Origin of the sequence: Streptomyces fragilis, from assembly GCF_003112515.1 — a bacterium.
In the GTDB taxonomy this organism is placed as follows: Bacteria; Actinomycetota; Actinomycetes; order Streptomycetales; family Streptomycetaceae; genus Streptomyces; species Streptomyces fragilis.
Genome location: NZ_BEVZ01000002.1, coordinates 1,365,738 through 1,392,707 on the forward strand (window position 1 = coordinate 1,365,738; position 26,970 = coordinate 1,392,707).

21 protein-coding genes are annotated in these 26,970 nt (G+C 74.9%); 18 read left to right on the plus strand and 3 right to left on the minus strand.

Annotated features, from left to right (window positions below):
- Nucleotides 1-285 precede the first annotated feature (285 nt).
- The 7 genes from Sfr03f_RS07830 (at nt 286) to Sfr03f_RS07855 (ending at nt 11,107) form a co-directional block, all read left to right on the plus strand.
- Nucleotides 286-6,279, plus strand: a complete 5,994-nt coding sequence (locus Sfr03f_RS07830; RefSeq protein WP_159105587.1) for a non-ribosomal peptide synthetase — start codon at nt 286-288, stop codon at nt 6,277-6,279.
- Nucleotides 6,280-6,391: 112 nt separating this feature from the next.
- On the plus strand, nt 6,392-6,640 hold the full coding sequence (locus Sfr03f_RS07835) for an acyl carrier protein (protein WP_108952923.1): 249 nt from the start codon (nt 6,392-6,394) through the stop codon (nt 6,638-6,640).
- A complete protein-coding gene (locus Sfr03f_RS07840; protein ID WP_108952924.1) occupies nt 6,637-7,896 on the plus strand; it encodes a condensation domain-containing protein in 1,260 nt (419 codons plus the stop codon). Before Sfr03f_RS07835 ends, Sfr03f_RS07840 begins: the two co-directional genes overlap by 4 nt.
- Nucleotides 7,893-9,800, plus strand: coding sequence for a N,N-dimethylformamidase beta subunit family domain-containing protein (locus tag Sfr03f_RS07845; RefSeq protein ID WP_174721544.1), 1,908 nt, complete (start codon nt 7,893-7,895; stop codon nt 9,798-9,800). The genes Sfr03f_RS07840 and Sfr03f_RS07845 overlap by 4 nt, the downstream gene beginning before the upstream one ends.
- The gene (locus tag Sfr03f_RS07850; protein WP_108952925.1) at nt 9,758-10,498 is read left to right on the plus strand and encodes an SOS response-associated peptidase; all 741 of its coding nucleotides are present in this window, start codon (nt 9,758-9,760) and stop codon (nt 10,496-10,498) included. The genes Sfr03f_RS07845 and Sfr03f_RS07850 overlap by 43 nt, the downstream gene beginning before the upstream one ends.
- 89 nt (nt 10,499-10,587) lie before the next feature.
- Nucleotides 10,588-10,755, plus strand: a complete 168-nt coding sequence (locus Sfr03f_RS30195) for a hypothetical protein (protein ID WP_159105588.1) — start codon at nt 10,588-10,590, stop codon at nt 10,753-10,755.
- A gap of 151 nt (nt 10,756-10,906) precedes the next feature.
- Complete coding sequence (locus tag Sfr03f_RS07855) at nt 10,907-11,107, plus strand: hypothetical protein (protein WP_108952926.1); 201 nt, start codon at nt 10,907-10,909, stop codon at nt 11,105-11,107.
- A gap of 21 nt (nt 11,108-11,128) precedes the next feature.
- On the opposite strand, the gene Sfr03f_RS07860 is transcribed toward Sfr03f_RS07855, so the two are convergent.
- Nucleotides 11,129-11,326, minus strand: coding sequence for a DUF6059 family protein (locus Sfr03f_RS07860; RefSeq protein ID WP_108952927.1), 198 nt, complete (start codon nt 11,324-11,326; stop codon nt 11,129-11,131).
- Between the two features lie 155 nt (nt 11,327-11,481).
- Between Sfr03f_RS07860 and Sfr03f_RS07865 the strand changes: the two genes are divergently transcribed.
- Nucleotides 11,482-12,213: an AfsR/SARP family transcriptional regulator gene (locus Sfr03f_RS07865; protein ID WP_245967445.1), complete on the plus strand. Its 732-nt coding sequence runs from the start codon at nt 11,482-11,484 to the stop codon at nt 12,211-12,213.
- Complete coding sequence (locus Sfr03f_RS07870; protein WP_108952929.1) at nt 12,213-13,037, plus strand: thioesterase II family protein; 825 nt, start codon at nt 12,213-12,215, stop codon at nt 13,035-13,037. Before Sfr03f_RS07865 ends, Sfr03f_RS07870 begins: the two co-directional genes overlap by 1 nt.
- Here the strand turns inward: Sfr03f_RS07870 and Sfr03f_RS07875 are convergent.
- The gene (locus Sfr03f_RS07875; RefSeq protein WP_108952930.1) at nt 12,996-15,737 is read right to left on the minus strand and encodes a helix-turn-helix transcriptional regulator; all 2,742 of its coding nucleotides are present in this window, start codon (nt 15,735-15,737) and stop codon (nt 12,996-12,998) included. The two genes, Sfr03f_RS07870 and Sfr03f_RS07875, sit on opposite strands and share 42 nt — an antisense overlap.
- Nucleotides 15,738-16,001: 264 nt before the next feature.
- On the opposite strand from Sfr03f_RS07875, the gene Sfr03f_RS07880 reads away from it, so the two are divergent.
- The 8 genes from Sfr03f_RS07880 (at nt 16,002) to Sfr03f_RS07915 (ending at nt 24,696) form a co-directional block, all read left to right on the plus strand.
- Entirely contained in the window at nt 16,002-18,650 is a 2,649-nt protein-coding gene (locus Sfr03f_RS07880; protein WP_245967446.1) for a DUF6531 domain-containing protein, read from the plus strand.
- Nucleotides 18,651-18,715: 65 nt separating this feature from the next.
- Nucleotides 18,716-19,120 carry an allene oxide cyclase barrel-like domain-containing protein gene (locus Sfr03f_RS07885; protein ID WP_108952931.1) on the plus strand — a complete coding sequence of 135 codons (405 nt, stop codon included), beginning with the start codon at nt 18,716-18,718 and terminating at the stop codon, nt 19,118-19,120.
- 71 nt (nt 19,121-19,191) lie between these two features.
- A complete protein-coding gene (locus tag Sfr03f_RS07890; RefSeq protein ID WP_108952932.1) occupies nt 19,192-20,226 on the plus strand; it encodes a 3-oxoacyl-ACP synthase III family protein in 1,035 nt (344 codons plus the stop codon).
- 4 nt (nt 20,227-20,230) lie between these two features.
- Nucleotides 20,231-22,123, plus strand: coding sequence for an HAD-IIIC family phosphatase (locus Sfr03f_RS07895; RefSeq protein ID WP_170145042.1), 1,893 nt, complete (start codon nt 20,231-20,233; stop codon nt 22,121-22,123).
- The gene (locus Sfr03f_RS07900) at nt 22,120-22,347 is read left to right on the plus strand and encodes a phosphopantetheine-binding protein (RefSeq protein ID WP_108952933.1); all 228 of its coding nucleotides are present in this window, start codon (nt 22,120-22,122) and stop codon (nt 22,345-22,347) included. The genes Sfr03f_RS07895 and Sfr03f_RS07900 overlap by 4 nt, the downstream gene beginning before the upstream one ends.
- Complete coding sequence (locus tag Sfr03f_RS07905) at nt 22,344-23,120, plus strand: 2-oxo acid dehydrogenase subunit E2 (protein ID WP_108952934.1); 777 nt, start codon at nt 22,344-22,346, stop codon at nt 23,118-23,120. The genes Sfr03f_RS07900 and Sfr03f_RS07905 overlap by 4 nt, the downstream gene beginning before the upstream one ends.
- The gene (locus Sfr03f_RS07910) at nt 23,117-24,199 is read left to right on the plus strand and encodes an alpha/beta hydrolase (RefSeq protein ID WP_108952935.1); all 1,083 of its coding nucleotides are present in this window, start codon (nt 23,117-23,119) and stop codon (nt 24,197-24,199) included. Before Sfr03f_RS07905 ends, Sfr03f_RS07910 begins: the two co-directional genes overlap by 4 nt.
- A complete protein-coding gene (locus Sfr03f_RS07915; RefSeq protein WP_108952936.1) occupies nt 24,196-24,696 on the plus strand; it encodes a flavin reductase family protein in 501 nt (166 codons plus the stop codon). Before Sfr03f_RS07910 ends, Sfr03f_RS07915 begins: the two co-directional genes overlap by 4 nt.
- A 21-nt stretch (nt 24,697-24,717) precedes the next feature.
- Here the strand turns inward: Sfr03f_RS07915 and Sfr03f_RS07920 are convergent, their stop codons facing one another.
- A complete protein-coding gene (locus tag Sfr03f_RS07920; protein WP_108952937.1) occupies nt 24,718-25,407 on the minus strand; it encodes a TetR/AcrR family transcriptional regulator in 690 nt (229 codons plus the stop codon).
- A gap of 79 nt (nt 25,408-25,486) precedes the next feature.
- Between Sfr03f_RS07920 and Sfr03f_RS07925 the strand changes: the two genes are divergently transcribed.
- Nucleotides 25,487-26,941 carry a DHA2 family efflux MFS transporter permease subunit gene (locus Sfr03f_RS07925; RefSeq protein WP_174721545.1) on the plus strand — a complete coding sequence of 485 codons (1,455 nt, stop codon included), beginning with the start codon at nt 25,487-25,489 and terminating at the stop codon, nt 26,939-26,941.
- Nucleotides 26,942-26,970: the final 29 nt, after the last annotated feature.

Below are 26,970 nucleotides of genomic sequence, written 5' to 3' on the forward strand. Positions count from 1 at the left end.
CGACTGTTCATAGTGGCGCGAATCCAAGCCCACTCCTCCCCCCACACGAGTGGCGAAATCTGGACGGCCGGTTTTCGGCGCGTCCGTGGACGGGTGGGACGCAGCCGACATGACTCAGGGCTCACGGGGGCCCGGCAGCCCGCGGGCCGGGGCCGGCCCGCCGCCCGGACCGGACCCGCTCGGCCGCCGGACACCACGTCAGGGGACGGCCCGCCGCCGGACCGCACGCCACCGGGCCGCTCCCTGCCTCACCCAGGCCGCCCCCCGAACCCGGAGAAGCAACGAGTGAAGACCGGACCGCTCTCGATCGGCCAGCAGCGCCTGTGGTTCCTCCACCGGTTCGACCCGGACGACCCGTCCAACAACCTGTCGTACGCCTTCCGGCTGCGCGGCAGACCGGACGTGGCGGCCCTGGAGAAGGCCCTCACCGCGGTCGTGGAACGGCACGACGCCCTGCGCACCCGCTTCACCGAGTCGGACGGCGTGCCGACGGCGGTCGTGGAGGACCCGGCCCCGGTCGTGGTCGAGCTGGTCGACGCCGCCTCCGTCGAGGAGGCCGGGCGGATCGTCGCCGACCGGACCAACACGCGGTTCGACCTCGCGGCGAAGCCGCCGTTCCAGGTGACCCTCGTGCGGCTGGCGCCCGACGACCACGTCCTGTGCGCCGTGCTGCACCACATCAACGGCGACAGCTGGTCGTTCAACGTCCTGTGGGACGAGGTCGCGGCCCACTACGCCGGCCGGGAGCTGCCGCCCCCGCCGCTCCAGTACAGCGAACTCGCCGCCGCGCGACGGGAGCCCGCCGACCTCGGCTGGTGGGTCGATCAGCTCTCCGGCGCACCCGACCTGGACCTGCCGACCGACCGGCCGCGTCCCGCCGAACGCGGACCGGCGGGCGGCCAGAGCGCGTTCAGGATCTCCGCCGAACTGGCCGCCGCTGTCCGCGAGGTGGCCAGGCGGGCCCGCTGCACCCCGTACATGGTGCTGCTCGCCGCCTACCAGGTGCTGCTCGCCCGGCACAGCGGACAGCGGGACTTCTGCGTCGGCACGCCCGCCGCCGGCCGCGGACGTCCCGAACTCGAGCGGGTCGTCGGGTTCCTGTCGACCAGCCTGGTGCTGCGCTGCGACCTCACCGGCGACCCCGCCTTCGCCGACCTGCTGCGCGCCACCCGCAGGACCGTGCTCGGCGCGCTCTCGCACCCCGACGCCCCGTTCGAGCGGCTGGTCGGCGCGCTCGTGCGGGACCGCGACCTCAGCCGGACGCCGCTGTACCAGGCGATGTTCGCCCTGCACAGCGAGGGGGACGCCACCGACCCGCTGCCCGGCCTGGAGGCCGAACCCTTTCCGCTCGGCTGGCACCCCGCCCGCTGCGACCTCTCCCTGGACCTCTTCGAGGAGCCCGACGGCTCGCTGAAGGCCTACCTGATCCACAGCAGCGAGCTGTTCGACGACGCGACCGCCCTGCGGATCTGCGACCGCTACCGGCAGCTGCTCACCTCCGTCGTCGCCGACCCGCAGCAACCGGTCTCCCGCCTCGCCCTGCTTCCCCCCGAGGAGCGCGCCCTCCTCCGGGCCTGGAACGACACCGCCGTCGACCTCCCGCGGCACACGCTCGTCGACCTGGTGCTGGACCAGGCACGGGCCACGCCCGACGCGATCGCCGTCGTCGCCGGGACGACCAGGGTGACCTACCGGCAGCTGGCCGGCGCGGCCGCCGGACTCGCCGTGCGCCTGGGCGAGCGCGGGGTGGGCCCCGGCGCGCGGGTCGCCGTGCGGAGCTCCCGCCGGGCGGAGATGGTCGTTGCGCTGCTCGGCGTGGTGATGGCCGGCGCCGCGTACGTACCCGTCGACCCCGACTACCCCGCGTCCCGCGTCGCCCACGTCACCGAGGACTGCGGCGCCGTCCTCGTCCTCGACGACGCCGACCTCGACCACGTCCTCGACCCGTCGGCGGCCGCCGACCCGGCCCGCGCCCTGCGGCCCGCGCCCTCCGACACCGCGTACGTCCTCTACACGTCCGGCTCCACCGGCAACCCCAAGGGCGTCGTCGTCCCGCACCGGGCCCTGACCAACTTCCTGCTCGCGCTGCGCACCCTGGTCGGCTCCACGCCCGAGGACCGCTGGCTGGCCCTGACCTCCCTCTCCTTCGACATCAGCGCCCTCGAGCTCCACCTGCCGCTGGTCACCGGCGGCCGGGTCGTCGTCGCCGACGCCGACACCGCCCGCGACGGCGCCGCCCTGAGCCGCCTGCTCCACGCCGAACAGGTCACCCACGTCCAGGCCACCCCCTCCGGCTGGCGGGTGCTGCTCACCGGCGACCTCCCCCCGGTCACCGCGCTCACCGGCGGCGAACCGCTGCCGCCGCGGCTGGCCGCGGAACTCCGCTCCCGGGTGCGCCGACTGGTCAACATGTACGGGCCGACCGAGACCACCATCTGGTCCACCGCCTGGGAGGTGCCGCCCCACCCCGAGCGGGTGAGCATCGGCGCCCCCCTCGCCAACACCACCTGCCACGTCGTCGACGAGGCGGGCGCCCCGGCGCCCGTCGGCGTCCCCGGGGAACTGCTGATCGGCGGCGCCGGGGTCGCCGACGGCTACCTCGGCCGCCCCGACCTCACCGCCCGGCGCTTCACCGACCTCGACGGCGAACGGGTCTACCGCACGGGCGACCTGGTCCGCCGCCTCGCCGACGGGACGCTGGAGTTCCTCGGACGCACCGACGACCAGGTCAAACTGCGCGGCCACCGCATCGAACTCGGCGAGATCGCCACCGTGCTGGAGACCCACCCCGAGGTGCGGCAGGCGGTGGTCGGCGTCGCCGACGAGCAACTGGTCGCCTTCCACGTGCCCGCCGGCGCGGCCTCCGAGGAGGACGCCGGCCTGCTCGCCGCGCGGCTGCGCGACCACCTCGCCGACCGGCTGCCCGGCTACATGGTCCCGACCCGCTGGGTCCCCCTGACGGAACTTCCGCTCACCCCCAACGGCAAGGTCGACCGCAAGGCCCTGCCCTACCCGTCCGCCGCCGGACGCGAGGCCACCGGCAGGGCGCCGGAGAGCGGGAACGAGAAGCTGGTCGCCGCCGTCTTCGGCGAGATCCTGGAGGTGGAGGACGTCCGGGCGGACGACGACTTCTTCGCCGTCGGCGGACACTCGCTGCGCGCCGCCATGGTCACCGCCCGCCTCACCGCACGCACCGGCGTCCAGGTCGCCGTCAGCGAACTGTTCCGCCGACCCACCGTGGCCTCGCTCGCCGCGCTGCTCGACACCGCCCGGCCCGGCGCCGACACCGACCCGGGCCCGAGGCCCCGGCCCGCCGGAAGCCCGGCCCCGCTCTCCCACAGCCAGGAGCGGCTGTGGTTCCTCCACCGGCTCGACCCGCACGACGCCGCCTACAACATGTGGATCGTCCACCGGTTGCACGGCCCCCTCGACACCGGCGCCCTCCGCCGGGCCCTCGACGCGCTCACCGCACGGCACGACATCCTGCGCACCCGCTTCCCCGAGGTCGACGGGGCGCCGGCCGCGGTCGTCGAACCGGCCGGGCCCGTCCCCCTGGAGGAACTCGCCGCCGCCGACGAGCGGGAGGCCCTGGAGGCGGTGGCGGCCCGCACCAACGCGCCGTTCGACCTCGCCGCCGCACCGCCGCTGCGCGCCGCGCTGATCCGCGTCGCCCCGGACGACCACGTCCTGTGCCTGGTCCTGCACCACATCCTCGGCGACGGCTGGTCGCTCGACCTGCTCCACGACGAACTCGCCGCGCTCTACTCGGGACGCCCCCTGCCGGACGTCGCCCTGCAGTTCGGCGACGTCGCCGCCTGGCGGCGCGAACGCGACACCACCGCGGCACTCGCCCACTGGCGCGAGCACCTCGCCGACCCCACACCCCTCGACCTGCCCGTCGACCACCCGCGCACCCCCGTGCCGGCCCGCCGCGGCGCCCTGGTGCCGGTCCGCCTCGACGCCCGCGAGACCGACGCCCTCACCCGGCTCGGCCGCGCCCACGGCTGCACCCTGTTCATGGTGCTGCTCGCCGCCTACCAGACCCTGCTCGCCCGGCACACCGGCCACCACGACATCCTCGTCGGCACCGCCACCGCCGGCCGCGAACGCCTCGAACTGGAGGACGTCGTCGGCTACCTCACCGACGTCCTCGTGCTGCGCGGCGACCTCTCCGAGGACCCCGACGTCGCCGAACTGCTGCGCCGCACCCGCGCCGACGTCCTCTCCGCCTTCGCCCACCAGGACGTCCCGTTCGAGCAACTGGTCGCCGAACTGCGGGTCGAGCGCGACCTGTCGAGCACGCCGCTGTTCCAGACCATGGCGATCCTGCACAACCAGCAGACCCACCGCCCCGCCGACGCCTTCGCCGGACTGCGCAGCACCCCCTTCGACCACGGCTTCCAGCAGGCCAAGTTCGAACTGATGATGGAGGCCTGGCACGACGACCGGGAACTCGTCGTCACCCTCGTGTACGACGCGGGACTGTTCGAGGAAGCCACCATGACCCGGCTCGCCGAACGGTTCGGACAACTCCTGCGCGCCCTGCCGGAGAACGAGGCCACCCCGCTGTCCGCCCTCCCGCTGCTCACTCCCCGGGACACCGCGGTCCTCGAGGGCCCGCCCCTCGCGGAGGCCCTCCCCACCGTCCCCGAACTCCTCGCCCTCGCCGTGCGCGAGCACCCCGACCGGGTGGCCGTCGCGTGCGGGGAGCTCACCCTGACCTACGCCCAGCTCGACGCCCGCGCCGCCGAACTCGCCGCCGCGCTGCCCCGGGGCGCGGTGGTCGGCATCCGCCTCGGCCGGCACCCCGACGCCGTCGCCGCGATGCTCGCCGCCTGGCGCGCCGGCAGCGCCTACCTCCCCCTCGACCCGGACTACCCCGAGCAGCGCCTCACCCACATGGCCGAGGACAGCGGAGCCCGCGTCGTCCTCACCCCCGACGGGCCCCGGCCGCTGCCCGGCGCCACCGCGACCGACGCCGCCTACGTCATCTACACCTCCGGCTCCACCGGCGTCCCCAAGGGCGTCGTGGTCGGCCACGCCGCGCTCGCCGCCCGCGTCGCCTGGATGCGGGAGGCCTACGGACTCGGGCCCGAGGACCGCGTCGTGCAGTTCGCCGCGCTCAGCTTCGACACCCACGTCGAGGAGATCTTCCCCGCGCTCGCCTCCGGCGCGCGCGTCGATCTGCTCCCCGAGGGCGCCGTCACCCTGCCCGAACACCTCGACGGCGTCACCGTCCTCGACCTGCCGACCGCCTACTGGCACCACCTGGTCGAGGTGATCGACGACATCCCCTGGCCGGACACCCTGCGCCTGGTGATCCTCGGCGGCGAACAGGTCCACGGCAGCGCCGTCGCCCGCTGGCGCGAACGGTTCGGCGACCGCGTCCGCCTCGTCAACACCTACGGCCCCACCGAGGCCACCGTCATCTGCACCGCCGACGAACTCACCGGCGAGCCCACCGAAGGGCAGCCCCCCATCGGACGCCCCGTCGGCGGCGCCCGCGTCCTCCTGCTCGGCCCGCACGGCGAGCAGGTGCCGCCCGGCGCGCCCGGCGAACTGTGCGTCGGCGGCGCCGGCCTCGCCGACGGCTACCTCGGCCGGCCCGAACTCACCACCGAACGCTTCCCGCTGCTCGACGGCGAGCGTCACTACCGCACCGGCGACCGCGCCCGGCTGCGGCCCGACGGCCGCCTGGAATTCCTCGGCCGCCTCGACGACCAGGTCAAACTGCGCGGCTTCCGGATCGAACCCGGCGAGATCGAGGCCCACCTCGGCGGCCGCGGCGCCGTCGCCGTCCACGGACAGACCCTGGTCGGCTACACCGTCGGCGACCCGGGGACGCTCCCGGACGAGCTGCGCGCCGTCCTCCCCCCGCACCTGGTGCCCGCCGCCTGGGTGGAGCTGGACGCGCTGCCGCTCACCCCCAGCGGCAAGCTCGACCGGGCCGCGCTCCCCGAGCCGGTCCGCACCCGGGAGTGGACCGCCCCGCGCACCGACGCCGAACTGCTGGTGGCCGACGTCTACGCCGAAGTCCTCGACACCCCCCGCATCGGCGCGCTGGACGACTTCTTCGCCCTCGGCGGCCACTCCCTGCTCGCCGTCCGGGTGATCGCCCGGCTGCGCGCCGCCACCGACGTCGACCTGCCGATCCGCACCCTCTTCGACCAGGGCACCGTCGAAGGCGTCGCCCGGGCGCTGGAGGACCGGCTGCTCGCCGAGATCGAGCAGCTCACCGACGAGGAGGCCGCCCTGCTGCTCGCCCAGGAGCCGTCCTGACCGGACCAGGGAACCGGCCGGCCCGCACGGACACCCGGCCGGGACGCACGGACACCCGACCGGGACGCACGGACATCGCACCACCGCACCAGACCGTCGAGGAAGGAAGCACATGACCAGAGACGAGATCACGCAACGGCTCGCGGAACTCGTCGCCGAGGCGTCGGACGGCGACATCCCCGCCGAGCGGGCCCGCGACGCGGGCGTCCCGCTCTCCGTGCTCGGACTCACCTCACTGTCCAGGATGCGGCTGATCGACGCGGTGGAGTCCGAGTTCGGCGTCGAACTCGACCTCGGCGAGCGGGACTGGACGATGCTGGACGACCTCGGCGCACTCGCCGACCACCTGGAGCACCGGTGATCGTCCCCTTCGCCGGGCGGTCCGGCGGCACCGGCCCCCTCACCTGGGGCCAGCTGGCGATCTGGGACGCCATCGAACGAACCGCGCCCGACGACCACTACTTCAACTTCGGGCGCGTCCTCAAGGTCCCCGGCGTCCGCTCCCTCGACGAGACGACCGCCGCGCTCGCCGCGCTGCTCGGCACCCACGACTCGCTGCGCACCCGGCTCGACCTGCCCGCAGACGGCGGCCTCCCGCGCCAGCGGCTCGAGGAAGGCGGGAAGCTGCCGGTGCTGCTGTCCACCGACGACCCGGAGGAACTGCTCACGCGGCTGTGCTCCACCCGCTTCGACTACGAGGACGAATGGCCGCTGCGGGTCGCCCTGGTCACCGACGGGCCCCGGGTCACCCACGTCGTGCTCGTCTTCTGCCACCTCGCGGCCGACGGGCTCGGCGCGGACGTCGCCGTCCGCGACCTGCGCATGCTGCTGCTGCGGGGCGCCGCCGCGGGACGGCCCGCCGCGGCCAGCCCGCTCGACCTCGCCCGCTGGCAGGCGGGGCCCGAGGGCCGCCGGGTCGCCCGGCGGGCCGCCGCCGTGTGGGAGGCCGTGCCCCACCAGGTGATGTTCGACCGGGACGTGCCGGAGGCCGACCGCGCCGACCGTCCACGGGTCTGGCGCGCCCAGCTGTCCTCCCCGGCGCTCGGCCTGGCCGCACGGGCCGTCGCCGCCCGCCACCACACCTCCACCTCCACCGTGCTGCTCACCGCCACCGCCGCGCTGGTCAACCGGTGCACCGGGAAGGACCGGAGCGTGGTGCTGCCGATCGTCCACAACCGCTTCCGGCAGGACACCGCACGGATGGTCAGCATGGTGTCCCAGGAGGGCGTCTTCGTCCTCGACGGGGCCGACCGCGGCCTGGACGACCTGCTTGCCGCCGCCGGTTCCGCCTCCCTGCGGGCCTACCGCAGCGCCTTCCACGATCCGCTGGACCGGGCACGCGGCGACTGGGTGCAGCCCCTGTGCTGCTTCAACGACCAGCGCTTCGCCGAACCCGGCCCGGCGCCCCGCACCCCGCGGGAGATCCGGGCCGCCCTCCCGGCCACCACCCTGTCCTGGCCGCTCAGCCAGGACCGGCTCAACTGCCGCTTCTGCGTGCACGTCGGCGGCGACCTGGAGGTCTCCCTCACCGCCGACACCCACTTCCTGCCGCGCCGGCGCATGGAGCGGTTCCTGCTCGACCTGGAGTCCCTGCTCGTGGCCGAGGCCGGCGCATGACGGTCACCGCCTGGGCGACCGCCACCTCCTGCCCGCAGGGCGCGACGCTCAGGTTCCGGCTGGAGGCGCCCGGGGCGGTGCCGGTGACGGTCACCGACACCACCGACGGACGTGCCGTCCTGCGGGGCCGTGCCGCCGGCCCCTGGTGGGAGCTGGAGATCCCCGAGGACTGGCCCAGCTCCCTCTACCGCGCCCGCTTCGGCGACGCACCCGACGAGGACCGCCCCCGGGAACTGCCCGGCACGGCCGCCCCCGCGGACCACGAGGTGTGGTTCGTCGTCCGGGAGGCCGTCCCCACCGCCCCGATCCTGGTCAGCGTTCCGTTCACCACCTGGCAGGCGTACAACCGCGCCGGGCAACCCGGGGAGGGCCTCTACTGGACGGAGTCGCCCACCCGCGCCCGCAGGGTGAGCTTCGACCGCCCCGGCGGAGGCCCCCCGCCCGAGCGGTGGGAGGAGGGCCTGCTGCGCTGGCTGCGGCCGGCCGGCTACCAGGTCGCCTACTGCTCCAACCTCGACCTCCACGACGGCCGCGACCTGCTCACCGGGCACCGGCTGCTGGTCGTCAACGGGCACGACGAGTACTGGTCGGCCCAGATGCGCGACAACGTCGAGGAGTTCGTCCGGCAGGGCGGCAACGCCGCCTTCTTCTCCGGCAACACCGCCTGGTGGCAGATCCGGCTGGAGGACGCGGGGCGCACCATGGTGTGCCACCGCGACGCCCTCGACGACCCGTGCGCCGACCCCGCCCTGGCGACCGTCGAGTGGTCCGCCGCCGGGAGGCCCGAGAACGGCCTGACCGGCCTCAGTTTCCGCGCCGGCGCGGGCATCTGGGGCCCGCACATGGCGCGGATGCTGGAGGAGTCGTACACCGCGCGCTTCGCCGGGCACTGGGTCTTCGAAGGGACCGGGCTCGGCGACGGCGACAAGTTCGGCCAGGGCTGCCTCGGCTACGAGACCGACGCCGCCGAGTACCGGGAGGTCCACGGCGTCCCCCGGGTCACCTGCCACGACGGCACGCCGCCCACCTTCGTGGTGCTGGCCACCGCCGACCTGCGGCACTGGAGCTCCCACGGCCAGGGCGGGGCGGCCACCATGGGCGTCTTCACCAGCGGAGCCGGCACGGTCTTCAACGCCGCCACCGTCAACTGGGGCCACGCCCTCGACGACCCCGTGGTGGACCGGATCACCCGCAACGTCCTGGACCGGCTCTCCACCGCCCTCCCCGAGTGGGAGGTCATCGGCGACGCCGCCGGGCTGCGGGCCCTCACGGTCCACGGCCGCACCCTGTACGGCATCGGCCCCGACGACCGGCTGCTCGGCCGCGAACTGTGCGGCCAGAACCTGCCCTGGCAGCCGGTCGGCCCGGGCGGGGGAGTGGTGGCGCTGGCCGCACCCCGCGAGGCGGCGGGCCAGGTGGGCTGCGGCCTCCACGGCGTCACCGCCGACGGCAGACTGCTCCGGCGCGAGCGCGACGGCTGGCTCGATCTGTGCCCCGCCCCGCGGGACGCGGTCGGCCTCGCGGTCGCCGACTGCGCCTTCCACCTCCTGACGGCGTCCGGCGACCTGTGGCGGAGTTCCTTCACCTCGCCGGGCGACTGGGAGCGCGACACCACCGCCCCCGGGGAGCGGGCCCTGCGCGGCCTCACCGCGGCCAACGGCAGGCTGTTCGCCCTCGACGCCGACGGCGAACTGCTCGGCCGCCTGCCCACCGACCCGCACTGGACGTCCCTCGCCGAAACCTCCGGCGTGCGCACCCTCACCGCGCACGCCGGCTGGCTGGTCACGGCGGGCGACGACGAACTCCTGCGCCGCGGGAAGGTCGCCACGGTCGCGCGCGCGGTCCGTGCCACAGTGGAGGCATGTGCGGCCGTTACGTCTCCACCCGTAGTCCTCAGGAACTGACCCGGATCTTCGACGTGGTGGAATGGCGCCCCGAGGAGACTCTGGAACAGAACTGGAACGTCGCCCCCACGGACGCGGTCTACGCCGTCCTCGACCGTGCCCCGCGGGGGGAGGGCGAAGGCGCGCCGGTGCGCAGGGAACTGCGGACACCGCGCTGGGGCCTGGTGCCCTCCTGGGCGAAGGACCCGAAGATCGGCTCCCGGCTGATCAACGCGCGGGTGGAGACGGTGCACGACAAGCCGGCCTTCCGCCGCGCCTTCGCCCGCCGCCGCTGCCTGCTGCCGGCGGACGGCTTCTATGAGTGGGAGCAGGTGAAGGACGAGGCCACCGGCAAGGTGCGCAAGCAGCCGTACTTCATCCACCCCGCCGACGGCGAGGTCATGGCCCTGGCCGGCCTCTACGAGTACTGGCGGAACCCGGAGGTCAAGGACGGTGACGACCCCGCCGCCTGGCTGCTGACCTGCACCGTCATCACGACCGAGGCCACCGACGAGGCCGGCCGCGTCCATCCCCGCATGCCGCTCGCGCTGGCCGCCGACCACTACGAGGACTGGCTCGACCCGCGCCACGAGGACCCTGACCACCTCCGCGCCCTGCTCACCCGGCCCGCGGACGGCGACCTCGACGCCCGGCCCGTCTCCACGGCCGTCAACAACACGCGCAGCAACGGGCCACAGCTCCTCGACGCGGTGGGCTGAGACCCTGCGCACACCACTCGCGTCTATTGACAAACGATAGGTACCCGTCGATATTCGATACCCGACGGGTCGACGGGAGAGGCGGCGGCATGAGGACGGCGGTACCGGTGGCGATCACCCTGATCGGGTTCGCGCTGATGACGTTGATGATCGTCACGGAGGGCGAGCCCGGAGCGCTGCCCCTCGCCCTGGTCGTGCTGGGCGGGGCCTGGTTCGGCCTCGCCCGGTTGCGGCGCGCTCCCTCCACCGGCGGCTGACCGCCCCAGGGCGCCGTCCTCCTGCCGCAGGACGGCCGCCGCGAGGAGGTCACGCCGCTTCGAGGGAGGCTCGAGGGGGTCTGCGGGGGAGGGGGCGATCCTGATGCCCGTTCCGGACAGCCGGTTCCGTCCCCTCGACGAAGGGCTTCCCATGCGCACCTCGGAGGTACGACCGATCACGGGCCCCGGCGCCCTGGCGGTGCGGGCCGCCCACGCCCTGGCCGCGTCCGCCGACATCGTGACGCTGCAGCGGATCCTCGGTCTCGACCGCGACGAGCCCGGTCCTGCGGCCACCGGCGGGGGACCGGTGTTCACCGGGGCGCGGGCCGCGGCGGACGACCGCGCCGCGTGACAGGACCTGCCGGGCCGCGGGTCAGCCGAGGCCGTCCCTGAGGAGCCGTTCCAGTTCGGGCGGCAGCGCCTCGTCGCAGAGGCGTTCGGGATGGCCGGGCGGCGGGCCGGTGAGTCCGTCGCCGGGTGGGTCGGGAGGCGGCGGGGGGCTCCACAGGAGCCCGAAGCGGATGACGGCCTGTCCCAGGGCGGCCAGACGGCGGACGAGCAGCAGACGCATGCGGCGACCCTGACGCCCCCGCCCAAAGCGCGGCCAAAGCGGGCCCCGTCCCGCTCCGGCGCGCGTTACGCCGGTCGCCCGGCCTACGTACGTACTTCCTCCGATGCGTGGACACCTGTGCGAACTGCAGAGTTGATGCAGATCGAAGCGAAAGCTTGTTCCCGCTATCGCGCGAGGTGTCGATGCGCTACGAGTTGCTGGGCCCGCTCCGGGTCACGAACGGTGGGGAGACCTTCTCCCTCAGCGCCCCCAAGATGGAGATGACGCTGGCCACGCTGCTCCTGGGGGCCGGCCGGGTCACCACCAAGGACCAGCTGGCCACCGAGCTGTGGGGCTCGTGTCCGCCGAGGCGGGCGTCCGCGGCCGTACACGTCTACCTGTCCCAGTTGCGCAAGTTCCTCGTGTCCGCGGGGGACGCGGAAGGCCGGGCCATCAGCACCAAGCCGTCCGGCTACGTGCTGCACCTGGACGGCGCCGCCTACGACGTCGCCGAGTTCCAGGAGCTCGTGCGCGGCGGACGCCACCACCTGGACGCGGGCCGCCACGAGGCCGCCCTGGAGGCCTTCGAACTGGCGCTCCTGCTGCTGCAACGGCTGGACTGCCTGGAGCTGTCCGTCGAGGCACGCACCGCGCTCGGCCGGCACCGGGAGGTGATCAGCCTGCTCGACGGGCTGATCGCGCAGTACCCGCTGCGCGAGTCCTTCTACCGGCAGCTGATGCTGGTCCTCTACCGCGCCGAGCGCCAGGCGGAGGCACTGCGGGTGTACCGCAAGGCGCAGCAGGTGCTGCGGGCCGAACTCGGCCTCGAGCCGTGCCGCTCCCTCAGACGGCTGCACCAGGCGATCCTGACCTCCGACCGGGTCCTCGACCTGCCCCTGGCGAGCTGATGGCGGCCGACCCGCGGGACCTGTGGCTGCGGCGCTTCCACCCGGCCCACGCCACCGCCCCGGAAGTCGTCTGCTTCCCCCACGCGGGGGGCTCGGCGGCCTACTGGCACCGGCTGTCGTCCGTCCTCGCCCCGGAGGCCGGGGTGTCGGCCGTGCAGTACCCGGGGCGCCACGACCGCCACCGCGAGCCCCCGGCCGCCGACCTGCACACGCTCGCCGACCACGTCGCCGAGGTCCTGGGCCGCGCCGACCGGCCCAGGGTCCTGCTGGGACACAGCATGGGCGCCTCGCTGGCGTACGAGGTGGCGGTGCGGCTCGCAGCGCGGGGGCACGGCGAGCCGTCCGCCCTGATCGTCTCGGGGCGGCGGGCGCCCTCCTGCGCGGCGCCGGGACAGGACCGGCTGTCGGACGACGCCGCGCTGGTGGCCAAGGTGCGCTCCCTGGGCGGCACCGCCGCGGAGGTGCTGCGCGACCCGGACATGCTGGAGCTGATGCTGCCCGTGCTGCGCGGGGACTACCGGGCCCTGGCGGCGTACACGCCCAGCGGCGGGCCCCCGCTGCGCTGCCCGGTGCTGGTCCTGGCCGGTGACCGGGACGGCGAGGCGTCCGTCGAGGAGGTCCGGGCGTGGCGGCACCGCACGTCGGGGGAGTTCCGCCTGCGCGTGTTCGCGGGTGGTCACTTCTTCCTCACGGAACACCTGGACGCCGTCGCCCGACTGGTACGGGGGACGCTGCCGGGGACGGTCCCACCGGCGCCCGCCGGTGGGGCGCCGGCCGGCCGCTCATCCGGCCAGGGCCAGCAACCGGGCCAGCTCCGCACGTGAGTTGACGCCCAGCTTGCTGTAGATGCGGGTCAGGTGGGCGTCCACCGTGCGAGGACTCACGCGCAACTTCTCCGCTATCTCCCGGGACTTGCGGCCCTCGCCGGCGAGGGCCGCCACCTCCCGCTCCCGCAGGGTGAGTTCGGTCAGCGCCTGCTCGGGCCGGCCGCCCGCCGCGCGGTGCGCGGCGCGTGCCAGCTCCTTCGCCCGCGCCCCCGACGGGCTGTTGACGACGAACAGCTCGAGGGCGCCGCGGTAGCAGCGAGCGGCCTCCTCCCGCATGCCGCGCGCCGCAGCCGCGTGACCGCTCGCCAGCAGGGCGTGCCCCTGCTGCTCGGGAAGACCCACCGCCGAGGCCGCCTCGGCGGCGCGGTCGGCCCATTCCTGGACGTCGGCGGCGTCGACGCCGCTCTGCGCCCCGGCGGCCGCCAGCAGTTCGTACCCGCGCGCGGCGAGCACGGCGACCGGCTCGGAGACCCGCCAGGCCTCCCGGCGGGGCAGCAGCAGTGCCAGCGCGGCGGCCCCGTCGCCCGCCGCGAGCAGCGACTCGGCGATCAGCAGCGCGCTCAGCGGGGTGCGCGGCGCCGTCGCCGGCCCCCCGCCGGCCGGGTGCGCGGGCGGCGCGGCCGGCGGCTGTCCCAGCTGGGCCCAGGCGGCCGCCGTGATCGCGTCGGACAGATCGACGTGGTCGGTGCGGCCGGCGGCCTCGGCCACCGCCCGGCCCTCCTGGGCGGTGCTCAGCGCGTCCGCCAGGTGACCGGCCTGGTGGTGCACGTAGGCCAGGGTGTCGAGCAGCGGCGGAAGCAGATGCGCGTCGCCGCGCTCCCGCACGGCCGACAGGGCACGCTCGCCGTGCCCGCACGCCGGCCCGTACCAGCCCATCAGCGCCTCGGCCCAGCTCAGCATGAGCAGGTACACCGACTCCTGCTCGTCGGCGGGCTGCCCGTCGTCGAGGTCGTCGAGCGTCTGGCCGGCCGAGTAGAGCGCCATCTCCGCGGTGCGGGTGTCACCGGTGAGGACCGCGCACATGCCGCGCAGCACCAGCGCGCCCGCCGCGGTCATCGCGTCGGCCTCCGCGGTCTGCCGCACCAGCGCCTCCGCGTCGGCCCGCGCGGGCACCCGGCCCGCCAGCACCTTCACCACGCGCTGCTGGACGTGCAGCAGCGCCAGGGCGCCGGAGGCCGGCGCCGGCGTCGAGTCCAGCTCCGCGCCGATCAGGGACCGCGCCTCCTCGTCCAGGCCGAGCGAGGCCAGGACCGCCGACAGCAGGACCACCGCGGACACCCGGTCCCGTGTGCCGGCCCGGCCGGTGAGGGCGGGCGCCGCCAGCAGCTCACGGACCAGGAGCCGCACCCCGTCGGCGTCCCCGGACGCGGTGAGCGCCTGGACGACCGGACGCCACAGCTCGGCCCCCAGGAGCGCCCCGCCCGTCGCCCGCGGGGCGGTGCGGTGCAGGCGGATCGCCGCGGTGAGCCAGCGCGCGGCGTCGGCCGGCCGGCCCCGGTGCAGCTCGGCCCGCGCCGCGGAGGCGAGCACCCGCAGGTCCGACGGCTCCGGGACGCTCCCGGAACGGGCGACGTGCGGGGCGAGTTCGGTGGCCGAGGCGCCGGCCTCGGCGTACCACCGCCGGGCCCGGCGGTGGGCGCCGGTCCGCCAGCAGGCGTCCGTCGCCGCGTACAGGCACTCGCGCAGGAGCGGGTGGCGGAACGTCAGCCGGCCGGTGGCCGCGGGACGCACCAGGTCGCGACGGCGCAGTTCCCCCAGCGCGGCGCAGGCCCGGTCCCGGTCCAGCCCGGCGACCGCGGCCACCGAGTCGACGTCGAAGGCGTCGCCCAGCACGGCCGCCGCGTCGGCCGCGGTGCGCACCGGCTCCTCCAGATGCGTCGTCTCGGCCAGCAGCCGGGCCGCGAAGCCGCCCCGGGCGAAGACCTCCGGGGCGTCGTCCGCGCGATCCGCGGACGCGAGCATCGCCAGGTGGAGCGGGACGCCCCGGCTCTCCTCGTGCAGCCGGACCGTGGCGGGGGCGGTGACCGGCGCGCCCAGCAGCCGCCCGGTCTGCTCCAAGGACAGCGCGGGCAGCTCCACGACGTCCGCCGTGCCCTGCTCGGCACCGTGCCGCAGGACGGCGGACAGCTCCACCGGCGACTGCCGGGGCCGGTGCGCGACGACGAGGGCGAGCCCCCCGTCGACGGGCCAGCGCACCAGCATGTCGAGCAGGGCCACCGAGGCGGGGTCGGCCCAGTGGCAGTCGTCCAGCATCAGCAGCAGGCCCCCCGGCGCGCCGGACAGGCACGCGCCGATCCGGTGACGCAGCTCGGTGTAGTGCAGGCAGCGCTGCGTGAAGTCGGCCGTGCCGCCCGCGGAGGGGTCCTCGGCCAGGGCCCGGACGAGGGCCGCCGCCTGCGGGAGGCGCGCACCGGGCCCGTCCTGCGCGGGCCAGGCGGTCAGGGCCTGCGTGAAGGGGTGGAAGCGGACCGTCCTCCCCGCCTCGGTGCAGTGGCCCCGCAGGACCGTCAGCCCCTTGCGTCTGGCCCGGTGCGCGAGGGCGGCGAGCAGCCGGGTCTTGCCCGCTCCCGGGTCGCCCGCCAGCTCGACGGCGCGGCCTCCCCCCGCGGCGGCCGCGTCCACGGCGCGCAGCAACCGGTCCAGTTCCTCGGTACGGACGGTGCCGGGTTCGGCGGTTTCCACAGCGGCGACGCTCATCCCTCACGTTCCTTCCCCGTGGTGCGTGACTCCTGCGTGCCGTTCCCCTCGGCCGCTCGCGGACGACGGCCGGGCCTCAGCCTAGAAGAGCCGCGGACGGGCCGACGGGTGTGTAACACAAGCTTCACGACGGTGGCGGGCGGCGCACCCGCGAGGGCCGCGGGAGCCTTAGGCGTGCTTTAGAGGCCCGCCCGAACCTGGTGCTCCGCCGACGGCGTCCGCGTGCCGGGACGCCGGCGTCCGCGACCGAACGAGGAGCTGCCCGTGTCCGTCACCCAGGACGTGCCCGCTCTGCGCCCGCCCCGGCCCTCCCCGCCGGCCTGGCTCCCCACCGTGCTGCGGATCCCCCTCGGCGACCTCACCGAGATCGGCGTCGACCTGGCCGGGGGAGAGCTGACGGTACGGCAGCTGGACCTGGTGGTGGGCGCGGGAGAGCACCCGCTGCGGCTGGTGCGCGAGTTCCGCGGTCCGCGCCGCGGCGAGGAGGGGTTCGGCCCGGGCTGGGCCTTCACCGCCGGGCAGGGGGTGCGGCAGGAGCGCACCGACCGGGCCGTGCGGCTCGTCGACGCACGGGGCCGGGGCACCGTGCTGCACCGCGACGACGCCAACGGGCGCCTCGTCCGCCTGACCGACCCGCTCGGCCGGCACGTCGCCTCGTACCACTACGACTCCGCGGGGACCCTGGTGCGCTCGCGCCACCGGGCGGGACCCGTCACCGACTTCGGGTGGGACGCCGAGGGCCGGCTGGTGCGGCTCACGGCGGACGGGGAGACGCTGCGCTTCTCCTACGACGGCGGCCACGCGGTCGGGCAGATCGACTGGAGCGGGCCGCACCGCCCGGCGCGGATCGAGCTCGCCTACGCCGACGGCCGCACCACCGTCCGCGGCCCAGGTCCCGGACACAGCGTGCACACCTTCGACGCGCTCGGCAGGCCGGTGGCACTGACCGGCCCGCTCGGCCACGAGACGCGCCAGGACTGGGACGACGGCGGACGCCCCGTCAGCTACGTCGACCCGCTCGGGGCCGTCCTCACCCGCACCTACGACGAGCAGGGCCGCCCGACCGGCCTCGTCCTGCCGACCTCCGGCCGTTCGCACGTCGGCTACGGCGACCCGGCGCACCCCGCGCTGCCCACCGTGCTGCGTGACCCGGCGGGCAACGAACTGCTGCTGCGGTACGACGCCCGGGGCCGGCTCGCCGAGGCAAGGACACCCGACCGGGACGGCCCCCTGGAGAGCCGCACCTACCACCCCGGGCACGGCAGGATCGCCACCCGCACCGACGGCAACGGCGCCCGCACCGCCTTCGAGCACGACGCGCACGGCGACCTGACCGCGGTGGCGCCGCCCGCGCCGCTCGGCCGCACCGAGTTCCACCGCGACGCGCTGTCCCGGATCACCGGCGTGACCGACGGCAACGGCAGGCGCACCGGCTACCGGCACGACGCGGCGGGCCGGCTGACCGAGGTCGTCGACGAGGACTCCGGGCGGCCGCTGCTCACCCTCGCCCGCGACGCGTTCGGCCGCGTGGTCCGCAAGACGGGACCCGGCTGGGCGTACGACTTCCGCTGGACGGCCACCCCCGCCGGCAGCCGGCTCGTGACGGCGGTGCGCACGGCCGGCGACGAGCGCGAGGAGATCGGCGCCACCCACGACGCGGCGGGCTCCCTCACCTCGGTGACCTCCCCCGGCGGCACCACCCGGTACGTCCTGGACGCGGCGGGCCGCCCGGAGAGCGTCGTCACCCCCTCGGGCAGGACCGCCCGGCTCCACCACGACGCGGCCGGCCGCCTGACCGGCGTGGACTTCGGGCGCGGGTCCCAGACGATCCGGTACGACGGCGCGGGGCGCAGGACCGGCCTCACGGTCTCCGACGCGTCCGGGCGCACCGTGCTGAGCGAGGAGTACGGCTACGACTCCGGCAGCGGCGCCGACAGCGACGTGCTGCGGTGCACCGTCGCCGACGGCGAGTTCACCGGCTACGCCTACGACGGGCTCAAGCGGCTGGCGCGCGCCGGGGGCACCGAGTACGGCTACGACGCCGCACACCACCTGGTGCGCCTCGGCGAGGTCCGCTTCACCCTCAACCCCGCCGGCCAGGTCACCCGCTTCGGCGGGACGGAGTTCGCCTACGACGGCGCCGGCAACTTCACCGAGGAGACCAACCCCACCGGCTCCTTCACCTACAGCCCCACCCACCAGACACTGACCGGGGTCTTCGGCGGCCGGCAGGTGGTGGACATCGCCTACGACGAGCTGGGGCAGGAGACGCCCCGCCGGATCACCGAGACCACCGTCGAGGGCGACACCGTCACCCACGTGCTGACGCACAGCCCGCTGGGCGTCCTGCGCGTCACCGACGACGGCGTGCCCACGGACTTCGTGCGCACGCCCGACGGCGCCCTCCTCGCCGTGGAGACGGCCGACGGACGGCACTACTGGGCCGTCACCGACCAGCGGGGATCGGTGCTGGCGCTGCTGGACGAGGAGGGCGCGCTCGCCGCCCGGTACCGGTACACGCCGCACGGCGCCGTCACCGCGTCCGGTCCGGCCGCCGCCGTCAACCCGTTCCGCTACCGGGGCGCCTACCAGCTGCTGCGCAGCGCCCACGTGCTCGACCACCACCTGTACAACGGCTACTGGGGCCGCTTCACCCAGCCCGACCCGACGGGCCGCCAGTACGCCCCGTACACCTTCGCCGACAACGACCCGCTCAACAGCGGGACATGGACCCGGCACGACTTCTGGTCCGTCCTCGCCCGGCCCCACGAGCCGGCCGCGCAGGTGTTCCTGCCCGCCCCGCCGGGCCCCGGCGAGGACGCCGCGGCCGTGTTCACCGGAGCCGGGGCGACGCCCGACGCGATGCCGCTGATCGCCGGCCCCGCGCCGTCCCTGACCGTCCACCACCCCTGAAGCCCCTCACCCGAAGCCACCTCACCCGAAGCACCCGAAACCCCACCACCCGCGAGAGGACCGACATGGCTGACCAGATCGTGCTGCGCGTGCCCAAGGAGATCGTCGTCAAGGTGGTCGACGACGTGGACGTCGCCGACCCGCGGACCGGGCAGACCGGCACCTTCGACGACGAGCTCTACGACGAGACAGGCCGGCAGATCGGCACCTCGCACGGCTCGTTCCGCATCACCTACGTACGCCCCGGCGACGGCGGCCTGATGACGTACTACACCGAGGACATCACCCTCGAGGACGGCACCATCCACGCCGAGGGCTGGGCCGACTTCAACGACGTCCGCACCAGCGAGTGGGTGTACTACCCCGCCACCGGAACCTCCGGCCGCTACGCCGGCCTGACCGGCTTCCGCACCTGGCGCATGACCGGGGTCCGCGCCTCCGCCGAGGCCCGGATCCTGCTGTCCGACTGATCCCGCCGTCCGACCGTCCGACCGTCCGACTGAGCGACGACCGCGACGACCACGCACAGAGAGGTCCCACGATGACCGGTCGGGACGTGTACATCCGTTCGGCGGCCTCGGCGCTGCCGGGTCCGCCCGTGGACAACGCCGCCCTGGCCCGGCGCCTGGGCATGGACGCGCTGTGGGAGCAGTGGGTCGACGTGTTCATCGGCACCGCCTCCCGCCACCTCGCCCTCGACCTGGAGTCCGGCGAGGTCACCGGCACCCTGGCGGAGCTCGCCGCCGAAGCCGGCCGGTCCGCGCTGGCCGCCGCGGGGACCGGACCCCAGGAGGTGGACGCGGTGGTGCTGGCCACCGCGACACCGGACCGGCTCATGCCGGCCACCGTCAACATCGCCGCCGACCTGCTGGGCATCGACGGGGTGCGCACCTTCCAGCTCCAGTCCGGCTGTTCCGGCGCCGTGCAGGCACTGGACCTGGCACACCAGCTGCTGGTCAGCGGGTCCGCCGAGACGGTCCTGGTGCTGGGCGGCGACGTGATCGCCCGGTTCTTCGACGTCGAACGCGACCTGCGCACGGCGGCCCCGGCCGAGCTCGTCAACTACGTCCTGTTCGGCGACGCGGCCGGAGCCGCGGTCCTGAGCACCCGGCCCGCGCCCGGCGCCGCCCTGCTGCGCCAGGTGTTCACCCGCCTGGTGGGGCTGGGCCGCGAGCCGGGAGCCGTCCTGGAGTGGTTCGGGCCCGCCGACCGCGACACGGAGCGGCCCGCGGCCACCGAGGACTACAAGGCGATCGAGAAGCACGTGCCGGAGATGACCGAGGAGGTGCTGACGGAGCTGCTCGACGCGGCCGGCTGGGCCCCGGAGGACGTCGACGTCCTGCTGCCGCCGCAGTTGTCGGGCCGCATGACCGGCCTGATCACCGAACGGCTCGCCCTGCCCCGGGCGGAGCCGGTCACCTGCGTCGACCGGGTCGGCAACTGCGGCAACGCCATCGTCTTCCTCCAGCTGGAACGCGCCCTGGCCGGCGCCCTCGGCCCGGGGCGGCGCGCGGTGGGCGTGTCCATCGAGTCCAGCAAGTGGATCAAGGCCGGCTTCGCCCTGGAAGGACGCTGACGACGTGGGCGACGACCTGAGCGAACTCACCCGTCTGCACCGGGACGGCAGCCTGGCCGCCCACTACCCGCGGGTGCGCGCCCTGCTGGCGGAACTCACCGGCGACCCCCTCGCCAGGGCCGGCCGGCTGCTCGCCCGGCTCGACCCCGACGACGTCCTGGCCGCGCACCCCGGCACCCCGGCCCCGCTCCTGGCGCTGACCGGGCACGGCACCCTCACCGGCGCGGTGCCCGCCCTCACCGCGGAGCTGGCCCGGCACGGGCTGCTGGCCAGGGTCCGGCTCTCGCCCTTCGACAGCTGGGTCTTCGACCTGGCCGACCCGGCGAGCGACCTGTACGCTGCACGACCCGACCTGGTGCTGTGCCTCCTCGACGCGGCGACGGTCACCGACGACCTGCCGACCCCGTGGGGCGCCGACGACGTCGCACGCGTGCTCGAGGAGAAGCTGGCCCTGCTGGAACGCGCGGCCGAGGTGTGCGCGACGGCGGCCCCCGGCGCGACCCTGGTGCTCAACACCCTGCCGCTGCTCCCGGAGACGCCGGCCCAGCTGCTCGACCTGCGGGCACGGGCCCGGCTGGGCGCGCTGTGGCGGCGGGCCGAGGCGCGGCTGCTGGAGCTGCCCGACCGCCACCCGCACGTCGTGGTCGTCGACCTGCTTCCCCAGCTCGCCCGCGGGGTGGCCGCCGGCGACGTGCGGCAGAGCGTGTACGCGCGCGCCCACCTCTCCGACGGGCTGCTCGCCCGGTACGCCCGCGAGGTGGGCCACCTGGCACGCCTGTCCACGGGCGGCGGGAAGAAGGTGCTCGCCCTCGACCTGGACAACACGGTCTGGGGAGGCGTGCTCGGCGAGGTCGGCCCGGACGGCATCGAGACCGACGGCGGCTACCGGGGAGAGGCCTTCCGGCGCTTCCAGCTGGTGGTGCGGCAACTGGCGGCGCAGGGCGTCCTGGTCACCGCGGTCAGCAAGAACGACCTCGAACCGGTGGAGAAGACGCTGCGCGAACACCCCGGACTCGCCCTGCGCGAGGAGGACTTCGTGCGGATCAGGGCCAACTGGCGTCCCAAGCACGAGAACATCGCCGAGTTGGCCGACGAACTCAACCTGGGCGCCGACAGCTTCGTCTTCGTCGACGACAGCGCCTTCGAACGCGGGCTGGTGCGCCGCGAACTGCCGGGCGTCGCGGTGGTGGCGGTCGACGAGGAGCCGGCGCTGCACCCCGGGAGGCTGCTGGAGGACGGCTGGTTCGCGGCCCGGGAGCTGACCGACGAGGACCTGGTGCGGCCCGCCCGCTACCGCGAGGAACGCGACCGGCGGGACTTCCTGCACACCTTCGACTCCCTCGACGGCTACCTGCGGGAGCTGGACACCACGGTGACCGTCGCCCCGGCCGCACCCGGGGAGTACGCCCGGATCTCCCAGATCACCCTGCGCACCAACCAGTTCAACCTCACCACCCGGCGGCTCCAGCCCGCCGACGTGCGCGCCCTGGCCGCCGACCCGGCGGCGCTGGTGCTCGGCGTCCGCGCCGCGGACCGCTTCGGCGACCACGGGCTGGTCGGCGCCGTGCTGCTGCGGCAGGACGGCGAGGTGCTGCACGTCGACAACTTCCTGCTCAGCTGCCGGGTCTTCTCCCGCGGCATCGAGCAGACGGTGCTGCACGCGGTGCTGCGGCACGCACGTGACAGCGGGCTGCGGGAGGTGCGCGCCGCCTACCGCCGCACACCGAAGAACGGCAAGGTCGCCGACTTCTGCCCGCGCGGCGGCTTCACGGCCACCACGGTCACGGACGAGGAGACCCTCTTCCGCCACGACCTGGCCGAACTGCCCGAGCCCGCCGCACACATCCGTCTCACCGCGCGGTTCGGCCGCGCACCCGGCGAAGGGGACGCTCCGTGAAGACCGTCGAGGACTACGTCGAGCTGCTGCGCGACGAACTCGCCCTGCCCGTGACGGCCGAGGACCTCGGCCGCCCCCTGGACGCCGTCGCGGCCTGGGACTCGGTGCACCTGCTCACCCTGTGCACCCTGCTGGAACGGGAGACCGGACGGCCCCTGTCGCTGGCCGACGTCCTGGAGGCGCCCAGCCTGGAGGCCGTGTACCGGCTGGCGGTGGCGCCGTGAGCGGACCGGCGCCCGAGGTCCGGGAGGAGGCGCCGCCCCGGCAGCGGCGCCACACGTTGTTCTTCCTGGAGGTGATCCGCGACTTCTCGCCCGTCTTCCTCGACACCGAGGTCGACATGACCGGCGTCCTCGCCCACCGCGCGGCGGCCGCCCAGGAGGAGGACCGGCGCTACAGCACCGTCTCCTACGTGCTGCACGCCGCCGGCCGGGTCCTGGCCCGGCACCCCGACGCCAACGCCGCCGTCCGCGGCGGGCCCCGCAGGCCGCGCGTCGCCCGCTACCCCTTCGTCAACGGCAAGGTGGCGCTGGACAGCACCCTGGAGGGCCGGCGGGTGGTGCTCGGCGCCGTCGTCCCCGACGTGCACGAGGCCGGCCTGGACGAGATCCAGAGCCACCTGGACCGGGTACGGCAGGGCGATCCGGAGCGGCTGCCCGAGTTCGAGGGCATCCGGCGGCTGCACCGGCTGCCCTGGGCGGAGGCCCGCAAGCAGTTCCGGCACGCCGCCGACTCGCTGGCGCTGCGCCCCCACGTGACCGGCACCTTCGCGGTGACCTCGCTGGGGCACCGCGCGGTGGACGCCTTCCACTCGGTGGGCGGCACCACCACGACCTTCGGGGTGGGCCGGATCCTGGACCGCCCGGTGGTGCACGAGGGCCGGATCACGGTGGCCCCCGTGATGCGGCTGAGCCTGTCCTTCGACCACCGGGTCATCGACGGGGCCGAGGCGGCGGACGTGCTGACCGAGGTGAAGGAGGCGCTGGAGGGCGTATGAACGACATCGCCGAACTGAAGAACTTCGTCGTGGCGCACACCCGCTCGCAAGGACTGCCCGCCGCCTACTACGACCCGCTGCTGGCCCGGATCCGCGACGACGGCGACGGCACGCCCGGGTCCTGGGTGGGGGAGTGGTCGGCGGAGGCGGCCCGGCTGGAGGCGGAGGGCAAGCTCCTCGAGGCGAGCGTGCACCACAACATGGCGCGCTTCCCCTTCGTGGACGGGCCCGCCCGGCGCGCGGCACTCGAACGGTGCGTGGCCGCCTTCGACGCGTGGCGGCAGGGGTTCCCCGCGATCGAACGGCTCGACGTCGAGCTCCCCGAGGGCCGTGTCCGCTGCTGGACCACCGGACTGGACGCGGCCGACCCCAAGCCGCTGCTGGTCATGACCGGCGGCATCGTGTCCGTGAAGGAGCAGTGGGCGCCGGTGCTGCTCCAGCTCGGCGCCCTCGGCTTCGCCGGGGTGGTCACCGAGATGCCCGGCGTCGGGGAGAACACGCTCGCCTACCGGGCGGACAGCTGGCGCATGTACCCGGCGCTGCTCGATGCCGTCGGCGGGCGCGCCGAGGTCTCCCGCACCTACGCGCTGGCGCTCAGCTTCAGCGGCCACCTGGCGCTGCGGGCCGCGCTGCACGACACGCGGATCAGGGGGGTGGTGGGCGCCGGGATGCCGGTGCACGACTTCTTCACCGACGCCGACTGGCAGCGCACCGTGCCCCGGGTGACGACGGACACGCTGGCCCACCTGACGGGCGCGCCGTCCGAGGAGGTGTACGGCGTGCTCAAGGACTGGGCGCTGGCTCCGCGGGAGCTGGGTGCGCTGCGCGTCCCCGTCGCCCACGTCACCAGCCTGCGGGACGAGATCGTCCCGCCCTCGGACGCCGCGCTGCTGCGCGCGCACGTGCCGCGGGTGCGGCTGCTGGCCCACGACGACGTGCACGGCTCGCCGCGCTTCTTCGCGCAGACCCGGCTGTGGACGCTGCTGTCGGTGCTGCGGATGCGCGGCGGACACGCCGAACAGCGCCTGGCGCTCACCCGCGAGTTCGCCCGGCTGCGCTACGGCGGGGGACGGGCATGAGCGGGATGCTCGAGCTGGAGGGCGGCCCGCGGTGTCTGCGCAACGTGCTGGGGCGGTTCGCCACCGGCGTGGTGGCGGTCGCGGGCCGGGACCCGGCGAGCGGCCGGCGTGCGGCGCTGGTGGCCAACTCCTTCTGCTCGGTGTCCCTGGAGCCGCCCCTGGTGTCCTTCTGCGTCGCCCACACCAGCACCAGCTGGCCGCACATCCGGTCGGCGGGACTGCTGGCCGTCAGCATCCTGGGCGCCGGACAGCGGGAGGCGGCGACGCGGCTCGCGACGCCCGGCGGCGACAAGTTCACCGGGCTGCCCTGGCGGACCTCGCCGGGTGGCGCGCCCCTGCTCGACGGCGCGCTGGCCTGGCTGGAGTGCGCGGTGGAGGCGGAGCACCCGGCGGGCGACCACACCATCGTGGTGGCCCGCGTCGGCGCTCTGGACGCCCCGCACGACGGGGAGCCCCTGCTGTTCTTCCGCGGCGCCTTCGCACGTCTCGGCCACTGACCCGCCGTGCGCCGCGCCCGCTCAGTCCGAGGCGGAGGGCGCCGGCGCGCCCGGGGTCCCGAAGGCGCGCAGGAAGGTGTCCACGCCGGCGGAGACGATCTTCTCCACCTGCTCGGGGTCCAGCGGGCGGGTGCCCAGCGCGCTCAGCTCCGGCAGCCCGTCGTAGACCAGGGCGATGAACTGGTTGGCGGCCCGCTCGGGGTCCTCCACGCTCAGGTGCCCGGCGTTGGCGAGCCGGGCGAGGCGCCCGGCGAGGGCGTCGGTGAACTGGTCGGGACCGCTGGCGCGCACCTCGTCGAAGAGGTCGGGGAAGCGCACTGCCTCGGCGTACAGCAGCCGGCGCACCGCCTCGGACTGCTCGTCGCAGTAGCAGTCGACGAGCTTGTGGGCCACCTCCCGCAGGCCCGGACGCAGCCGGTCCGGGTCGTTCGGGAAGGCCTCCAGGACCTGCAGCGTCTTGGCGTTCGACCGGGCGGCGGTCTCCGTCATCACGTACCGGAACAGGTTCTCCTTGGACCCCAGGTGGTTGTAGATCGTCGGCTTCGCGACCCCCGCCTCGGTGGCGATCATGTCGAGGCTCGCCTGGGTGTAGCCGACCTGGGAGAAGACCCGCAGGGCGGCCTCCACGATCGCGCGCCGCTTGTCCATGCGGCCTCGGTCCGCCGGGGCCGAACGGGTCTTCGGGTTCTTGGGGGCCTCGCCAACGCTCATGACGCCATGCTACCGTCCCAGCCATGAAATTGAACTACCCAGTTAAAATCGATGGTGGAGTCGGTACAAAGGAGTTGCCGTGTCTGTAACGAACGCGGAAGGCGGGCCCGCGCGGCTCGACCGCGCCCTGCTCACGGTCGTCGGCGTCATGGTGCTCGGCGGGATGATGTCCTACCTGGACGCGACGATCGTCAACGTCGGCATCAGCACCCTGGGCGGCGAGTTCCGGGCCTCGCTGGCCACCATCGAATGGGTCACCACCGGCTATTTGCTGGCCGTCGCCCTGGCCATCCCGCTCGCCGGCTGGGCCGTGGTGCGCTTCGGCGCCAAGCGGATGTGGCTGCTGGGCCTGAGCGTCTTCCTCGCCGGATCCGTGCTCTGCGCGTTCGCCTGGAACGCGGAGTCCCTGATCGCCTTCCGGGTCCTGCAGGGCTTCGGCGGCGGCATGGTCGACCCGATCATGATGACCGTGGTGGCCACCGCCGCCGGCCCCGAGCGCATGGGCCGGGTGATGGGCCTGATCTCGGTGCCGATCACCCTCGGTCCCGTCGTCGGACCGATCATCGGCGGACTGCTCCTGGACAACCTCTCCTGGGAATGGATGTTCCTGGTCAACATCCCGTTCGCGCTCGCCGCGATCGTGCTCGCGCTCCGCGTCCTGCCCGCCGACCCGCCGCGCGGCGACACCTCCGCCCCGCTGGACTTCGTCGGCGTGTTCCTGCTGCCACCCGGATTCGCCGCACTCGTGTACGCCCTGTCCCAGGCCGGCGCCCACGGCTTCGGCAGCACCAAGGTGATCGCCGGACTCGTCGTCGGCGTCGCGCTGTTCCTCGCCTACGGCGTGCACGCGCTGCGCACCCGGGGCACCCCGCTGCTGGACCTCAGGCTCTTCGCGAGCAAGGGGTTCTCGGCGAGCGTGACCACCATGTTCCTGCTCGGCGGCGGCCTGTTCGCCCTGCTGTTCCTGCTGCCGCTGTACTACCAGCAGGTCCACGACCACAGCGTGCTGCGCTCGGGCCTGCTGCTCGCGCCGCTGGGCCTGGGCACCCTGATCGGCATGCCCGTCGCGGGCAACCTGGCCGACAAGTACGGCGCCCGGCGGCTCGTCCCGGCCGGCGCCGCGCTGATCGGGGCCGGCGCGCTCGTCTTCACCCAGGCCGACGCGGGCACCTCACAGATCGCGCTCACCGCCGCCCAGCTCGCGGCCGGCTTCGGCATGGGCCTGGTCGGCGCGCCCACCATGGGCTCGGTGTACCGCACCGTGCCGGGCGAGGCGGTGGCCGGAGCCACCGGCGCGGTCTTCATCCTCAACCAGATCGGCGCCTCGCTCGGCATCGCCGTCGTGGCCCTCATCCTCCAGGGCGGCGGCGCGCACCGCACACCGACGGCCGACTCGTTCGCCGACGCGTTCTGGTGGCCGGTCGCCGCGGCGGTCGTCGTGTTCGTGGCCGGCCTGCTGCTCCCCGGCCGGCCCGCCCCCGCGCCCGCCGCCGAGGACCCCGCACCCGCCCGATCCGTCGCCGACCCCGCCTGACCCGGCGGCGCCCCACCCGTCCGCACCCG

Excerpts from the sequence above, each read along its gene's own strand:
- Sfr03f_RS07915 (WP_108952936.1), top strand. The coding sequence starts at position 24,196 with ATGAGCGGGATGCTCGAGCTGGAGGGCGGCCCGCGGTGTCTGCGCAAC.
- Sfr03f_RS07890 (WP_108952932.1), top strand. The coding sequence starts at position 19,192 with ATGACCGGTCGGGACGTGTACATCCGTTCGGCGGCCTCGGCGCTGCCG.
- Sfr03f_RS07845 (WP_174721544.1), top strand. The coding sequence starts at position 7,893 with ATGACGGTCACCGCCTGGGCGACCGCCACCTCCTGCCCGCAGGGCGCG.
- Sfr03f_RS07855 (WP_108952926.1), top strand. The coding sequence starts at position 10,907 with ATGCGCACCTCGGAGGTACGACCGATCACGGGCCCCGGCGCCCTGGCG.
- Sfr03f_RS07860 (WP_108952927.1), bottom strand. The coding sequence starts at position 11,326 with ATGCGTCTGCTGCTCGTCCGCCGTCTGGCCGCCCTGGGACAGGCCGTC.
- Sfr03f_RS07885 (WP_108952931.1), top strand. The coding sequence starts at position 18,716 with ATGGCTGACCAGATCGTGCTGCGCGTGCCCAAGGAGATCGTCGTCAAG.
- Sfr03f_RS07920 (WP_108952937.1), bottom strand. The coding sequence starts at position 25,407 with ATGAGCGTTGGCGAGGCCCCCAAGAACCCGAAGACCCGTTCGGCCCCG.
- Sfr03f_RS07835 (WP_108952923.1), top strand. The coding sequence starts at position 6,392 with ATGACCAGAGACGAGATCACGCAACGGCTCGCGGAACTCGTCGCCGAG.
- Sfr03f_RS30195 (WP_159105588.1), top strand. The coding sequence starts at position 10,588 with ATGAGGACGGCGGTACCGGTGGCGATCACCCTGATCGGGTTCGCGCTG.
- Sfr03f_RS07875 (WP_108952930.1), bottom strand. The coding sequence starts at position 15,737 with ATGAGCGTCGCCGCTGTGGAAACCGCCGAACCCGGCACCGTCCGTACC.
- Sfr03f_RS07870 (WP_108952929.1), top strand. The coding sequence starts at position 12,213 with ATGGCGGCCGACCCGCGGGACCTGTGGCTGCGGCGCTTCCACCCGGCC.
- Sfr03f_RS07910 (WP_108952935.1), top strand. The coding sequence starts at position 23,117 with ATGAACGACATCGCCGAACTGAAGAACTTCGTCGTGGCGCACACCCGC.
- Sfr03f_RS07850 (WP_108952925.1), top strand. The coding sequence starts at position 9,758 with ATGTGCGGCCGTTACGTCTCCACCCGTAGTCCTCAGGAACTGACCCGG.